12 protein-coding genes are annotated in these 13,903 nt (G+C 63.9%); 11 read left to right on the top strand and 1 reads right to left on the bottom strand.

From position 1 onward, the window contains the following. Nucleotides 1-42 precede the first annotated feature (42 nt). On the bottom strand, nt 43-1,059 hold the full coding sequence (locus tag K410_RS0122935) for an SDR family oxidoreductase (protein ID WP_028137037.1): 1,017 nt from the start codon (nt 1,057-1,059) through the stop codon (nt 43-45). 165 nt (nt 1,060-1,224) lie between these two features. On the opposite strand from K410_RS0122935, the gene K410_RS0122930 reads away from it, so the two are divergent. From K410_RS0122930 to rpoB, 11 genes are all read left to right on the top strand, one after another. Beyond that, nucleotides 1,225-1,812, top strand: coding sequence for an SIS domain-containing protein (locus K410_RS0122930; RefSeq protein WP_245269427.1), 588 nt, complete (start codon nt 1,225-1,227; stop codon nt 1,810-1,812). Nucleotides 1,813-1,824: 12 nt separating this feature from the next. Next, nucleotides 1,825-2,844 (top strand): lysylphosphatidylglycerol synthase transmembrane domain-containing protein, encoded by a 1,020-nt coding sequence (locus K410_RS0122925; protein WP_028137035.1) that lies wholly within the window; start codon nt 1,825-1,827, stop codon nt 2,842-2,844. An 85-nt stretch (nt 2,845-2,929) separates the two neighbouring features. Continuing rightward, a complete protein-coding gene (locus K410_RS0122920) occupies nt 2,930-4,198 on the top strand; it encodes a class I SAM-dependent methyltransferase (protein ID WP_028137034.1) in 1,269 nt (422 codons plus the stop codon). Between the two features lie 369 nt (nt 4,199-4,567). After that, a complete protein-coding gene (secE, locus tag K410_RS0122915) occupies nt 4,568-4,759 on the top strand; it encodes a preprotein translocase subunit SecE (RefSeq protein WP_028137033.1) in 192 nt (63 codons plus the stop codon). Beyond that, a complete protein-coding gene (nusG, locus tag K410_RS0122910) occupies nt 4,759-5,313 on the top strand; it encodes a transcription termination/antitermination protein NusG (RefSeq protein ID WP_007602985.1) in 555 nt (184 codons plus the stop codon). The genes secE and nusG overlap by 1 nt, the downstream gene beginning before the upstream one ends. A gap of 133 nt (nt 5,314-5,446) precedes the next feature. After that, the gene (rplK, locus tag K410_RS0122905; protein ID WP_006611824.1) at nt 5,447-5,875 is read left to right on the top strand and encodes a 50S ribosomal protein L11; all 429 of its coding nucleotides are present in this window, start codon (nt 5,447-5,449) and stop codon (nt 5,873-5,875) included. 6 nt (nt 5,876-5,881) lie between these two features. Further along, nucleotides 5,882-6,574 (top strand): 50S ribosomal protein L1, encoded by a 693-nt coding sequence (gene rplA / locus K410_RS0122900; protein WP_028137032.1) that lies wholly within the window; start codon nt 5,882-5,884, stop codon nt 6,572-6,574. A gap of 89 nt (nt 6,575-6,663) precedes the next feature. Then, nucleotides 6,664-7,617 carry a 2-hydroxyacid dehydrogenase gene (locus tag K410_RS0122895; protein ID WP_028137031.1) on the top strand — a complete coding sequence of 318 codons (954 nt, stop codon included), beginning with the start codon at nt 6,664-6,666 and terminating at the stop codon, nt 7,615-7,617. Between the two features lie 586 nt (nt 7,618-8,203). Further along, entirely contained in the window at nt 8,204-8,722 is a 519-nt protein-coding gene (gene rplJ / locus K410_RS0122890) for a 50S ribosomal protein L10 (RefSeq protein ID WP_028137030.1), read from the top strand. Nucleotides 8,723-8,776: 54 nt separating this feature from the next. Beyond that, nucleotides 8,777-9,154 (top strand): 50S ribosomal protein L7/L12, encoded by a 378-nt coding sequence (gene rplL, locus K410_RS0122885; RefSeq protein ID WP_024342440.1) that lies wholly within the window; start codon nt 8,777-8,779, stop codon nt 9,152-9,154. A gap of 515 nt (nt 9,155-9,669) precedes the next feature. Beyond that, complete coding sequence (gene rpoB / locus K410_RS0122880) at nt 9,670-13,788, top strand: DNA-directed RNA polymerase subunit beta (RefSeq protein WP_028137029.1); 4,119 nt, start codon at nt 9,670-9,672, stop codon at nt 13,786-13,788. The last annotated feature ends 115 nt before the right edge of the window (nt 13,789-13,903 follow it).

Raw genomic sequence — 13,903 nt, 5'->3', positions numbered from 1 at the left:
CGGAAATGATCGAATCGCGGCAATGATATCCCGCGCACCTGTTCAAGAGCTTGCCTTCTGGGCCGCGCCGCCGTCGTCACCGAGATATTTGAACCAGTCCTTGGTGGCGTCGGCGATCTTGTCGACCGTCCACAGCGGCGCGTCCTTGTACTGATCCATCGATTTCAGCATCGTCGCAACGCCTTCCTCGAATTTCACCTTCGGCGCCCAGTTCAGGACCCGTTTGATCTTGGTAATGTCGGCGTAGGTGCAATCGGGCTCGCCCGGACGTTTGGGGATGTGGACCTTGTCGCCGCCGAGAAGCTCGACCAGCCGGTTGACGCTGTAGGTGTTGTCCGAGCCGACGTTGAATATCTCGTGCGAGATATCGGAGCGCGCGGCGGTCACGAAGGCGTCTGCGACGTCGCTGACGAAAGTGAAGTCGCGCGTCTGTTCACCGTCGCCGACCACCGTGAAGGGCTTGCCGGCGAGCTTCTGCGCCATGAAGACGCCGAACACGGCACCGTAGGTGCCGGTGGTGCGATGGCGCGGCCCGTACACGTTGAACAGGCGGAGCGCGACCGCGGGCAGCTTGTAGACCTGGCACCAGTGCATGACGCACTGCTCGCCGAGATTCTTGGTAAGCGCGTAGGGGTACATCGGCCGGATCTCGGCGCTCTCCGGCGTCGGGTAGGCGTCGGGAATGCCGTAGCAGGACGACGATGCGGCATAGACGAAACGGCGGACGCCGGCGTGCCGCGCCGCCTCGAGAACGTTGACCGTGCCGTCGACATTGGCGCGATGATACGGGATCGGGGACTCGATCGAGGGAACGATGTCGGCCAGCGCCGCGAGGTGGAAGACCCAGTCGACACCGTGGAAATACGGCCTGATCGAGTCGAGGTCGGTGACATCAGCCCGCACCACCTTCAACCGGCTCGAACTGGCGCGCGAGGCCAGGTTTTCCGGGCGACCGATGACGAAATTGTCGAGCGCGACGACCTCGTGGCCATCGTCGAGGAGGCGATCGACGAGGTGACTTCCGATGAAACCTGCGCCACCAGTGACAATGCATTTCATGGGGAACATCCGTGACGCGAATGCCCAGCGAAACAGGCCGGCCAATGTTGAGTGAAACCCGAAAGCCGACTATCAGCCGCTCGCCGACTTTGCAAGCATTATACCTTTGCAATCCCTGGTGATAGCCGGTATCAGGGCATCATGTTGCAGTCGAGCCGCCAGCCCATGCCTGTCGAGTCCGTCGATCCCGATCACAAGGCTTTCCTCGTGGATTATGTGGGGCGCCTGCATCGTGCGACGGCGATCGACGACGGCGTTTTTGCCAGCATCTCCGCCACCCGCGCCGTCTGGTTGCGCGCGCGCGAGCAGGGCGGCCGCGTCATCTTCATCGGCAACGGCGGTTCGGCGGGCATCGCCTCGCATCTGGCGATCGATCTGGCGAAGAACGCAGCGGTGCCCGCGCTCTGCTTCAGCGACGCCAGCATGATGTCGTGCCTCGCCAACGATTACGGCTTCGAGGATTGGATCGCGCACGCGGTGCGATTGAGCGCGCGTGCCGGCGACTGCCTCGTCGCGATCAGCTCGTCGGGGCGCTCGAAGAACATCCTCAATGCGGTTGCGCAGGCGCGGACGATGAAGCTCGACGTGATCACGCTGTCGGGCATGAATGCGGACAATCCCCTGCGCAATCTCGGCGACATCAATTTCTTTGTCGACAGCCGCAGCTACAACATCGTCGAGACGACGCACCAGTTCTGGATGATGGCCGCGATCGACCTTGTCATCGGTCGCGCGGAATATCCGGCATCCTGAGGCGGGCACTCGATGCAGTCGCGGTTCAAGCAGGCGGCCCTGTTTTCGGTAAAGCTGCTGCTGTCGATCGCGGTGCTGGTCTACATCGCGCGCGGTCTCGACCTGCAACAATTGCGCAGCCATCTTGTTTCGGTCGATCCTTTCCTGTTCGTTCTCGCGCTGACGCTGATTTTCTTCCAGACCTTCGTGCTCAATGGCCGGTGGGAGCTGATCATGCGTGCGCTCGGCGTCTCGCTGGACTGGCTCGCGGGCTGGCGCATTCTGATGATCAGCCTCTGGTTCAATCAGGTGTTGCCGTCGTCGGTCGGCGGGGACGCCGTGCGGATCTGGCTGCTGCGCCAGCGCGGCGTGCAGTGGCCGGAGGCGGTCAAGGGCGTTGCGGCTGATCGTTTCACGGCCCTGATCGGGCTGATCGTGCTGATGGTCGCCGGATTGCCGTTCCTCACGTCACGCGTGTCCAATCCGGCCGCGATCCTGGCGATCGGCGGCCTGACGCTGGCGGGCGTCGCCGGCACTACTGTCCTGTTGACCCTCGATCGTCTGCCCAAGCGCCTCGTGGCGCATCCGGCGATCGCAAGCTTCGTCCGATTCGGAGCACTGGTCAGGTTCCTCCTCCTGCAATCGAAGAGTCGCGCTTTGCTGTTCGGATCGGCGCTCCTCATCCATCTCGTGACCGCGGCGGCCTGCTACGCCTTGGCGCGCGGTGTCGGCGCCCAGCTCTCGGTGACGGACGCCGGGGTCCTGATTCCGCCGGTGGTGCTGTTGACCGCGGTCCCGATCTCGATCAGCGGCTGGGGCGTTCGGGAGGGGGCGATGGTCGCCTGCCTCGGTCTGGCGGGCGTCCCTTCCGAGCAAGCGCTCTCAGTTTCGCTTCTGCTGGGCGCCATCAGCGTCATCATCGGGCTTGTTGGAGGTGTGATCTGGCTGGCAAGTCCGGAGCGCGGATCGTATTCCGCGGACAACGCCGCCAAGGCGGCGGCGGAGGCCCCCAGCTACGACGGGCTGGGCAGGGAAGTCTCGAGCCAGCCATGACCCACTTGAGACCATTGCTGCCGATGTGGTTTTCACGGGGTGGGATTGCCTCACCCGATCGCTTGTCTCAATTTTCGGTTCCACGATGAAAAATCTGTTCTACGTCCGCCAAACCTGCCGCCTCTGCCATTCGGACAAGCAGGAGCTGGTCGTCCCGATGGCCGGCATGCCGATCGGCACACCGAACTTCCAGGTCCCCGACGCCAGCGTCGACGATCCCGTGTTCCGCGCCGCGGTGCCGATGGCGCTGCATCTGTGCAGGGATTGCGGCCATCTGCAGATTCTCCACGTCGGCAATCCGGAGATCCAGTACCGCAACTACGTCTACACCACGTCGCTCTCGCTCGGCCTGCGGGAGCACTTCGCGGGCTATGCCAACGACGTCGTCAGCCGCTTCGCCATCGCGCCGGGCTCGCTGGTCGTCGAGCTCGGCAGCAACGACGGATCGCTGCTCGGCTTCTTCAAGGAGCGCGGGATGCGGGTGCTCGGCGTCGATCCCGCCGTCGAGATCGCGCGGCGCGCGACGGAGGCGGGGATCGAGACCATCGGCGATTTCTTCACCGATGCGATCGGGCGTCGCATCCTGCAGAGCCACGGTGCGGCGAGCGTCGTGATCGCCAACAACATGATCGCCAATGTCGACAATCTCGATCCCCTGGTGATCGGCGTTCGCGACGTGCTCGCGCCGGACGGATTGTTCGTCTTCGAAACGCAATATGGCGTCGACGTCACCGAGAAGAACCTGCTCGACACGGTCTATCACGAGCACCTGTCGTATTTTAACATCAAGCCGCTGATCCGTTTCTTTGCCCGGCTCGGCATGGAGCTGATCGACGTCCAGCACATCTGGACCAAGGGCGGCTCGATCCGCGTGACCGTGCAGCGCGCCGGGGGCGCCAAGAAGCCGTCGGCGGAGGTCGCGCGCTTCGTTGCCGAGGAAGAGCGGCTCGGTGTCGACCAGCCGGCCTATTATGCGCCCTACGTGAAACGGATCGCCGCCATCCGCGATGAGCTGGTCGCGATGGCGGACGCTGCCCATGCGCGCGGTCAGCTCGTCGCCGGCTACGGCGTCTCGGTCGGCACCACGACCCTGCTGCCGCAGTTCGGCCTGGAGAACAAGATCGACTTCCTGGTCGACGACGACCCCAAGAAGGGGAACGTGATGGCCGGTCCGGGCTATGACATCCCGATCCTGCCGCCTGCCGCCCTTTACGAGCGCAAGCCGGCGTTCGTGGTCGTCTTCGCCTGGCGCTATGTCGACCCGATCCGGGCCAAGCACGCCCGCTATTTCGCCGAAGGCGGAAAGTTCGTAGTGCCGCTGCCGGGCGTTTCGATCGTCGACCGGGCCGACTGATCGCGCGGCGGCCGACGCGGCGAGTGCCCCGACGGGGCGCTCTGAAGCAGGCGGTTGGAAGCCGCGGGTCATGCCGTGCCGGGGGGGGCGGATAAGCCTTTGATCGAGCTTGGCTCTGCTCTCCCGCCGGGGGAGATCGGCTCACCTGGGGCGCGCCCTCTATATCTTGACCTTTGGGCCTATCCGCAGTAGATACCCCGCACTCGCAGCCGGCCCGTTAGACGCGGATCTCCGGCGCGGCTTTGAAATCCCCGAACAATCGAGCCCGGTTTCCGGCTCATCCTTCGAGACAGAGGGCTGGGCCAACGGCGGCTGTTCGGATCCCTGAAATTCATGAGCGTCTGTCGACGGACGTTGGACATCAAAACGATGGCAGTCAGCCCGTTCAAGTTCTTGCAGGAAGTGCGCTCGGAGACCGCCAAGGTCACCTGGCCCACCCGCCGCGAGACCACCATCACCACCATCATGGTGTTCGTCATGGTCGCCGTGGCCTCGATCTTCTTCTTCGCCGCCGACCAGGTCATCCGCGTTCTCATCACCTTCCTTCTGGGCATTCAATGATGGCAACAGCAACCGCTCAACTGTCCGACAAGCGCTGGTACATCGTCCACGCCTATTCGAACTTCGAGAAGAAGGTCGCCGAATCGATCCGCGAGCAGGCCAAGCAGCGCGGGCTCGAGGAGCTGTTCGAGCTGGTGCTGGTGCCGACCGAGAAGGTCACGGAAGTGCGCCGCGGCCGCAAGATCGACGCCGAGCGCAAGTTCTTCCCCGGCTACGTGCTGGTGAAGATGAAGCTGACCGACGAGGCGTTTCATCTGATCAAGAACACGCCGAAGGTCACGGGCTTCCTTGGCGCGGAAAACAAGCCGATGCCGATCTCGGAGGCCGAAGCCATGCGCATCCTGCACCAGGTGCAGGAGGGCGTGGAGCGGCCCAAGGCGTCGGTGTCGTTCGAGATCGGCGAGAATGTGCGCGTGGCCGATGGGCCGTTCGCCTCGTTCTCGGGCGTCGTCGAGGAAATCGACGAGGCGCGCTCGCGCGTGAAGGTCGCGGTGTCGATCTTCGGTCGCGCAACGCCGGTCGAGCTGGAATTCGGTCAGGTCGAGAAGGTCTGACCGGACGAGGCGTGAGGCTTCAGGCCTTGCGCGACAAGAGGCCGTGGGAGGACGAGGGCGGTTGCCAGCCGCCGTTGATCCCGACCACGAACCTGAAACCGCCGGCGTCACGCCGGCACAACAGGAGTGATACATGGCAAAGAAAGTGACCGGATACCTGAAGCTTCAGGTCCCGGCCGGTGCGGCGAATCCTTCGCCCCCGATCGGTCCCGCGCTCGGTCAGCGCGGTCTCAACATCATGGAGTTCTGCAAGGCGTTCAACGCGCAGACCCAGAAGGAAGAGAAGAACACCCCGATTCCCGTGGTGATCACGATCTACGCCGATCGTTCGTTCACCTTCGAGATGAAGACGCCCCCGATGTCGTTCTTCCTCAAGCAAGCCGCCAAGATCCAGTCCGGCTCGAAGGCGCCGGGCCGCGACAAGGCCGGCAAGGTGACCAAGGCGCAGGTGCGCGAGATCGCCGAGAAGAAGATGAAGGATCTCAATTGTGATTCCATCGAATCGGCCATGAAGATGGTCGAGGGCTCCGCCCGTTCGATGGGCCTGGAAGTTGCGGGGTAAGCGGTCATGGCAATCGGAAAGCGTTTGAACAAAGCCCGCGAAGGTGTTGATCGCGAAAAGCTTTACCCGCTCGCGGACGCCATCAAGATGGTCAAGGAGCGCGCGAAAGCGAAGTTCGACGAGACCATCGAGATCGCGATCAACCTCGGCGTCGATCCGCGTCACGCCGACCAGATGGTTCGCGGCGTCGTGACCCTGCCGAACGGCACCGGCCGTACGCTCCGCGTCGGTGTGTTCGCCCGCGGCGCCAAGGCCGATGAGGCCAAGGCTGCGGGTGCCGACGTGGTCGGCGCCGAAGACCTGGTCGAGAAGGTGCAGAACGGCTCGATCGATTTCGACCGCTGCATCGCCACCCCCGACATGATGCCGCTGGTCGGCCGTCTCGGTAAGGTGCTCGGCCCGCGCGGCCTGATGCCGAACCCGAAGATTGGCACCGTGACCATGGACGTCACCGGCGCGGTGAAGGGTGCCAAGGGCGGCTCGGTCGAGTTCCGCGTCGAGAAGGCCGGCATCCTGCAGGCCGGCGTCGGTAAGGCCTCGTTCTCCGAGGAAAAGCTGGTCGAGAACATCAAGGCCCTGGCTGACGCCGTCTCCAAGGCCAAGCCGGCCGGCTCCAAGGGCACTTACATCCAGCGCGTTGCGGTGTCCTCGACGATGGGCCCGGGCGTGAAGGTCGAGCCGGGCACCATTCTCGGCTAAGGCTGAAAATTGCATGAGGCGAGGGGCGGAATTGGGCAACCGATTCCGCCCCTCGTCGTTTGTGGCGGCGCTCACTGGAAACAAGAACAATGGCTGACAAGGTCCTGATCTATTCGCGCTTTCCCAAGACGATGATGGCGCGCTTCGCCGAGCGCTTCGAGCTGCTCGACACCGGCGGCAAGCCCGCGCGCGACGTGTTTCCGGCCGAGGAGCTTGGCGGCATCCGCGCGCTGCTGACCGCCGGCAGCTCGCTGCTCGGCGCGGAGGCGATGGACCTGTTCCCCAAGCTCGGCGCCATCGTCTGCTACGGCACCGGCTATGACGGCGTCGACCTGCAGGCGGCCGCCAGCCGCAACATTGCGGTCGGTCACAGTCCCGGCGCCAACGCGGCCTCGGTCGCCGACATCGCGATGACCCTGATGCTGGCGGCGACGCGGCGGATCCTGGTCGCCGACCAATATGTCCGCAGCGGCGACTGGGCCGCCTCGAAGCCGTCGCCGATGATGCGGCCACAGGCCGGCATGCCCGGCCGCCGCATCGGCGTCTACGGCATGGGCGAAATCGGCCGCAAGATCGCCGCGCGCTGCGCGGCTTTCGAGAGCGAGGTCGGCTATTTCAGCCGCACCCGATACGATCTGCCCTATCGATCTTTCCCGTCGCTCGAGGCGCTGGCCGACTGGTGCAGCGTGCTGATGATCGCGGTTCGGGCAGGGGCCGAGACCGAGCACGTCGTCAACGCCGACATCCTGAAGCGGCTCGGGGCGGACGGCTACGTCGTCAACATCTCCCGCGGCTCCGTGATCGACCAGAAGGCCTTGGTGGCGGCACTCACCGACAAGACCATCGCCGGCGCCGGCCTCGACGTGTTCGAGAAGGAACCGCACGCTCCCGACGCGCTGACCGCGCTGCCGAACGTGGTGTTCTCCCCCCATGTCGGCGGCCATACCCTCGAATCGCACGTTGCCATGCAGGACTGCGTGCTGGCGAACCTGACCGCGTTCTTCGCGGGCAAGCCGCTGCCTTACGCGGTCAAAACGGCCTGAATTGGCGCTTACCAGCCCGTCTCAAGCCCGTCCGGCGACGGATTGGAACTGGTGTGAATTTTGCTCTTGGCAAGCAAGCCCGGAGCGGTTAAAGAACCGCCTCCGGACGTGCCGGCCTCGGCTGGCGCGTTCGTGCACGCATTCCGAAAACCCGACACGACAGGAGATCATTCCTTTTCAGGACGTCCGTGAGGATTTGCCCGAAAAGGAAGGAGAGCCCGTCTGTTGGTGGAATGTGGGCAGGGGTCGGGCGGTTCGCCGACTGACCCAGTCCTGTCCAAGACTGCAGGCGCCCGCGGGAAGTTTCGATTTCTCAAAGGCTTAATCGCATGGCCTGCATAGACGGGTGAAGACCGGATTTCACTTCGCCTTCCACCTTAACGGTGGTTGCGGAAAGGGTCTGGTTCGGACCTCGACACGCCGTGGGCGCCCTCAGGTGCTCCCGGAGGGCAGGCTTTGAATTGTCGTCTCGCCCGGCGCGTGTCCGAAGGGGATTTTGGCCCCGAGGTTCAGGTTTTGGGTGGGACGATGGGTGCAACCCGGCGGTCCCGCTTTCGCGATGACCGCCAACCGGAGAGAGCTTGCTGTGGAACGAGCGGCAAAAAAAGAGGCGGTCGAACAGCTCAATGAGGTCTTCAAGACCACGAGCGTCGCGGTCGTTGCTCAATATTCCGGCCTCACCGTCGCCCAGATGCAGAAGCTGCGCCAGCAGATGAAGCAGGCGGGTGCCGCGGTGAAGGTCTCGAAGAACCGTCTCGCCAAAATTGCTCTTGAAGGCACTGACGTCGTTGCCATCGGCCCCATGCTGAAGGGACCGACCGTGATCGCCACTTCGCACGATCCGGTAGCGGCGCCAAAGGTCGCCATCGAATTCGCCAAGGCGAACGAAAAGTTCGTCATCATCGGCGGCTCGATGGGGAAGACCGTCCTGAATGTCGACGGCGTGAAGGCCCTTGCCTCGCTGCCGTCGCTTGATGAACTGCGCGGCAAGATCGTCGGCCTCATCGTGGCCCCGGCGACCAAGCTGGCTCAGCTCGCCAATGCGCCCGCGGGCAAGCTCGCGCGCGTCATCCAGGCTCATGCCTCAAAGGGCGAAGCGGCCTGACGCCCTTCGCAAAACTCAAACCCGAACCAGACTTACAGTTAAGGAAACTGAACAATGGCTGACTTGCAGAAGATCGTTGACGACCTCTCGAGCCTCACCGTGCTCGAAGCTGCCGAACTGGCGAAGCTCCTCGAAGAGAAGTGGGGCGTTTCGGCCGCTGCGGCCGTCGCCGTGGCCGGCCCGGCTGCCGGTGGCGCCGCTGCCGCTCCGGCGGAAGAGAAGACCGAGTTCACGGTCGTTCTCGCCAGCGCCGGCGACAAGAAGATCGAGGTCATCAAGGAAGTCCGCGCCATCACCGGTCTCGGCCTGAAGGAAGCAAAGGACCTCGTCGAGGGTGCTCCGAAGCCGCTGAAGGAAGGCGTGAACAAGGAAGAAGCCGACAAGATCAAGGCCCAGCTCGAGAAGGCTGGCGCCAAGGTCGAGCTCAAGTAACGCAAGTTACTTCAGCGAAATCCCGGGCTCGCGAAGCGAGACCCGGGATCTCGTCCCAAGATCGTGGATGGCCGAGTCAAGCCCGGCCATGACGACCGGAAAGACGGGCGCCTGATGCAAAAGCCGTGCGACGGAACGTCTCGACGCGGGCTGAACACGAAAAAGTGTGGGGATTTGAGGGTTTACCCCTCGAATCTCCACTATTGTCGCCCCATATCGGGTCGGCAGCACGAAAGCGCGGTGGCGGGGGTCCCGGATCCCTGTAAGCCGTTGGGAGAGCAAGCTATTTCGGGCTTTTGCAGTCCGTGAAGACGATCGTTGTGACGGGCGGGCGCGCAGCAGCGCCCCGCGCGTCGTTTTGCGTTTTGAAGGTCTGAAGAACAGATTCAGGACATTCTCGCCTGAACCTGAGTCTGCGGCCCCCAAAACGGGTTCGAAAAATTCAACCCGGGGAGCGGTGGCAGCCGCGTCCTGGACGGCGCGCCCAAATCGGGCGCCGAAAATGAGAGGCCACGATGGCGCAGCAGACATTCACCGGTCGCAAACGCGTTCGCAAGTTCTTCGGACACATCAAGGAAGTGGCCGAGATGCCGAACCTCATCGAGGTTCAGAAGGCGTCCTATGACCAGTTCCTGATGGTCGATGAACCCCAGGGCGGGCGTCTCGACGAGGGTCTGCAGGCGGTGTTCCGCTCGGTGTTTCCGATCTCCGATTTCTCGGGCACCTCGATGCTGGAATTCGTCCGCTACGAGTTCGAGCAGCCGAAATACGACGTCGACGAGTGCCGTCAGCGCGGCATGACCTTCGCGGCTCCCCTCAAGGTGACGCTACGCCTCATCGTGTTCGATATCGACGAGGAAACCGGCGCGAAGTCGGTGAAGGACATCAAGGAGCAGGACGTCTATATGGGCGACATCCCGCTCATGACGATGAACGGCACCTTCATCGTCAACGGCACCGAGCGCGTCATCGTCTCGCAGATGCACCGCTCGCCCGGCGTGTTCTTCGACCACGACAAGGGCAAGACCCATTCCTCGGGCAAGCTGCTGTTCGCCGCCCGCGTGATCCCGTATCGCGGCTCCTGGCTCGACATCGAGTTCGACGCCAAGGACATCGTCTATGCGCGTATCGACCGCCGCCGCAAGATTCCGGTGACATCGCTGATGTTCGCCCTCGGCCTCGACGGCGAGGCGATCCTGTCCACGTTCTACAAGAAGATCCTCTACAAGCGGACCAAGGAAGGCTGGCGCGTTCCGTTCGACGCCAACCGTTTCCGCGGCTACTCGACCGTCAACGACCTGATCGATGCCGACACCGGCAAGGTCGTGCTCGAGGCCGGCAAGAAGCTCACCGTCCGTGCCGCCCGCCAGCTCCAGGAGAAGGGGCTGAAGGCGCTGCGCATGTCCGACGAGGAGCTGGTCGGCAACTACGTCGCCGAGGATCTCGTCAATCCGAAGACGGGCGAGATTCACGCCGAAGCCGGTGAGGAGATCACCGACAAGCTGATGAAGTCGCTCAACGAGCAGGGCTACAAGGAGCTGCCGCTGCTCGACATCGACCACGTCAATGTCGGCCCCTACATCCGCAACACGCTCTCGGCGGACAAGAACATGACGCGCGAGGACGCGCTGTTCGACATCTACCGCGTGATGCGTCCGGGCGAGCCGCCGACGCTGGATTCGGCGCAGGCCATGTTCCAGTCGCTGTTCTTCGACGCCGAACGCTACGACCTGTCCGCGGTCGGCCGCGTCAAGATGAACATGCGCCTCGACCTCGATGCGCCCGACACCCAGCGCACGCTGCGCAAGGAAGACATCCTCTCCGTCATCAAGACGCTGGTGGATTTGCGCGACGGCAAGGGCGAGATCGACGACATCGACCATCTCGGCAACCGCCGTGTGCGCTCGGTCGGCGAGCTCATGGAGAACCAGTACCGCATCGGCCTGCTCCGCATGGAGCGCGCGATCAAGGAGCGCATGTCCTCGGTCGATATCGACACGGTCATGCCGCAGGACCTGATCAACGCCAAGCCGGCGGCTGCCGCCGTGCGCGAGTTCTTCGGCTCCTCGCAGCTCTCGCAGTTCATGGACCAGACCAACCCGCTGTCGGAGATCACCCACAAGCGGCGCCTGTCGGCGCTTGGACCGGGCGGTCTGACCCGCGAGCGCGCCGGCTTCGAGGTGCGCGACGTGCATCCGACGCATTACGGCCGCATCTGCCCGATCGAGACGCCGGAAGGTCCGAACATCGGCCTGATCAACTCGCTCGCGACCTTCGCGCGCGTGAACAAGTACGGCTTCGTCGAGACGCCGTACCGCAAGGTCAAGGACGGCCGCGTCACCGACGAGGTCGTGTACCTCTCGGCGATGGAAGAGGGCCGTTATACGGTCGCGCAGGCCAACGTGCCGCTCGATCCGAAGGGCCGCTTCACCGAAGACCTCGTGGTCTGCCGTCATGCCGGCGAAGTCTTGCCGGTGACGCCGGACAAGGTCGACTACATGGACGTGTCGCCGAAGCAGCTGGTTTCGGTCGCCGCGGCGCTGATCCCGTTCCTCGAGAACGACGACGCCAACCGCGCGCTGATGGGCTCGAACATGCAGCGCCAGGCGGTGCCGCTGGTTCGCGCCGAGGCGCCGTTCGTCGGTACCGGCATGGAAGGCGTGGTCGCGCGCGACTCGGGTGCTGCGATCGCGGCGCGCCGTTCGGGCGTGATCGACCAGATCGACGCCACCCGCGTCGTCATCCGCGCCACGGAAGATCTCGATCCGACCAAGTCGGGCGTCGATATCTACCGCCTGATGAAGTACCAGCGCTCCAACCAGTCGACCTGCATCAACCAGCGTCCGCTGGTGAAGGTCGGCGACATCGTCAAGAAGGGCGACATCATCGCCGACGGTCCGTCGACCGATCTCGGTGAGCTCGCTCTGGGGCGCAACGTGCTCGTCGCGTTCATGCCGTGGAACGGCTACAACTTCGAAGACTCGATCCTGCTCTCCGAGCGAATCGTGAAGGAAGACGTCTTCACCTCGATTCACATCGAGGAGTTCGAGGTGATGGCCCGCGACACCAAGCTCGGACCCGAGGAAATCACCCGCGACATTCCGAACGTCTCGGAAGAAGCGCTGAAGAACCTCGACGAAGCCGGTATCGTCTACATCGGTGCGGAAGTGCGCGCCGGCGACATCCTGGTCGGCAAGATCACGCCGAAGGGCGAAAGCCCGATGACGCCGGAAGAGAAGCTGCTGCGCGCCATCTTCGGCGAGAAGGCCTCCGACGTTCGCGACACCTCGCTGCGCGTTCCTCCGGGCGTGCAGGGCACGATCGTGGAAGTGCGCGTGTTCAACCGTCACGGCGTCGACAAGGACGAGCGTGCGCTGGCGATCGAGCGGGAAGAGATCGAGCGTCTGGCCAAGGACCGCGACGACGAGCAGGCGATCCTGGACCGCAACGTCTACAACCGTCTTGCCGAGCTGCTCGAAGGGCGGCAGGGCATCGCAGGCCCCAAGGGCTTCAAGAAGGACACCAAGATCACCCGTGCGGTGCTCGAGGAGTACCCGAAGTCGCAGTGGTGGCTGTTCGCGTCGCCCAACGACAAGCTGATGGCCGAGATCGAGGCCATGCGGAAGCAGTACGACGAGTCGAAGAAGGGGCTCGAGCAGCGCTTCCTCGACAAGGTCGAGAAGCTTCAGCGCGGCGACGAATTGCCGCCCGGCGTGATGAAGATGGTCAAGGTCTTCGTCGCGGTGAAGCGCAAGATCCAGCCCGGCGACAAGATGGCCGGCCGCCACGGCAACAAGGGCGTGGTGTCGAAGATCGTGCCGATCGAGGACATGCCGTTCCTCGAAGACGGCACGCATGCCGACATCGTGCTCAATCCGCTCGGCGTGCCCTCGCGCATGAACGTCGGACAGATCCTCGAGACCCATCTCGGCTGGGCCTGCGCCGGCCTCGGCAAGCGGATCGGCCAGACGGTCGATGCGTACCTGTCGAAGCAGGACATCAAGCCGCTGAAGGAGACCTTGAAGAAGGTCTACGGCGACGACGAGACGATCAAGTCGCTCAACGACAATGAGCTGATCGAGCTCGGCCACAACTTGAGCCGCGGCGTGCCGATCGCGACGCCGGTGTTCGACGGCGCCAAGGAAGCCGACATCGAGGAGATGCTGAAGCTTGCGGGTCTCGACGCCTCGGGCCAGTCGACCGTCTATGACGGCCGCACCGGCGATCCGTTCGATCGCAAGGTGACGGTGGGCTACATCTACATGCTCAAGCTGCACCATCTGGTCGACGACAAGATCCACGCGCGTTCGATCGGTCCGTACTCGCTCGTCACCCAGCAGCCGCTGGGCGGCAAGGCGCAGTTCGGCGGCCAGCGCTTCGGCGAAATGGAGGTGTGGGCGCTCGAAGCCTACGGCGCGGCGTACACGCTCCAGGAGATGCTGACGGTGAAGTCGGACGACGTCGCCGGCCGTACCAAGGTTTACGAGGCGATCGTGCGCGGCGACGACACGTTCGAGGCCGGTATTCCGGAATCGTTCAACGTGCTGGTCAAGGAAATGCGCTCGCTCGGCCTCAACGTCGATCTGCACAACTCCAAGGTGGGACCGGCGCCGACGTCGGAAGCGGCCGAGTAATTCGACCTGTCATGCCCGGCCTTTGCGGCCGGGCACCGGCGCCCCGCCCGAGGCCTTGAGGGCAGGGCGCCTGCTTGAAGTGATTTTCGAATTTGCGGCCGGAGGCGACCGGCAC

Source organism: Bradyrhizobium sp. 22 (assembly GCF_000482425.1).
GTDB lineage: Bacteria > Pseudomonadota > Alphaproteobacteria > Rhizobiales > Xanthobacteraceae > Bradyrhizobium > Bradyrhizobium japonicum_B.
Note: the sequence above shows the minus strand (reverse complement) of the source record. Positions and strands in the feature narration are given on the sequence as shown.

Excerpts from the sequence above, each read along its gene's own strand:
- K410_RS0122935 (WP_028137037.1), bottom strand. The coding sequence starts at position 1,059 with ATGAAATGCATTGTCACTGGTGGCGCAGGTTTCATCGGAAGTCACCTC.
- K410_RS0122930 (WP_245269427.1), top strand. The coding sequence starts at position 1,225 with ATGCCTGTCGAGTCCGTCGATCCCGATCACAAGGCTTTCCTCGTGGAT.
- K410_RS0122925 (WP_028137035.1), top strand. The coding sequence starts at position 1,825 with ATGCAGTCGCGGTTCAAGCAGGCGGCCCTGTTTTCGGTAAAGCTGCTG.
- K410_RS0122920 (WP_028137034.1), top strand. The coding sequence starts at position 2,930 with ATGAAAAATCTGTTCTACGTCCGCCAAACCTGCCGCCTCTGCCATTCG.
- secE (WP_028137033.1), top strand. The coding sequence starts at position 4,568 with ATGGCAGTCAGCCCGTTCAAGTTCTTGCAGGAAGTGCGCTCGGAGACC.
- nusG (WP_007602985.1), top strand. The coding sequence starts at position 4,759 with ATGGCAACAGCAACCGCTCAACTGTCCGACAAGCGCTGGTACATCGTC.
- rplK (WP_006611824.1), top strand. The coding sequence starts at position 5,447 with ATGGCAAAGAAAGTGACCGGATACCTGAAGCTTCAGGTCCCGGCCGGT.
- rplA (WP_028137032.1), top strand. The coding sequence starts at position 5,882 with ATGGCAATCGGAAAGCGTTTGAACAAAGCCCGCGAAGGTGTTGATCGC.
- K410_RS0122895 (WP_028137031.1), top strand. The coding sequence starts at position 6,664 with ATGGCTGACAAGGTCCTGATCTATTCGCGCTTTCCCAAGACGATGATG.
- rplL (WP_024342440.1), top strand. The coding sequence starts at position 8,777 with ATGGCTGACTTGCAGAAGATCGTTGACGACCTCTCGAGCCTCACCGTG.
- rpoB (WP_028137029.1), top strand. The coding sequence starts at position 9,670 with ATGGCGCAGCAGACATTCACCGGTCGCAAACGCGTTCGCAAGTTCTTC.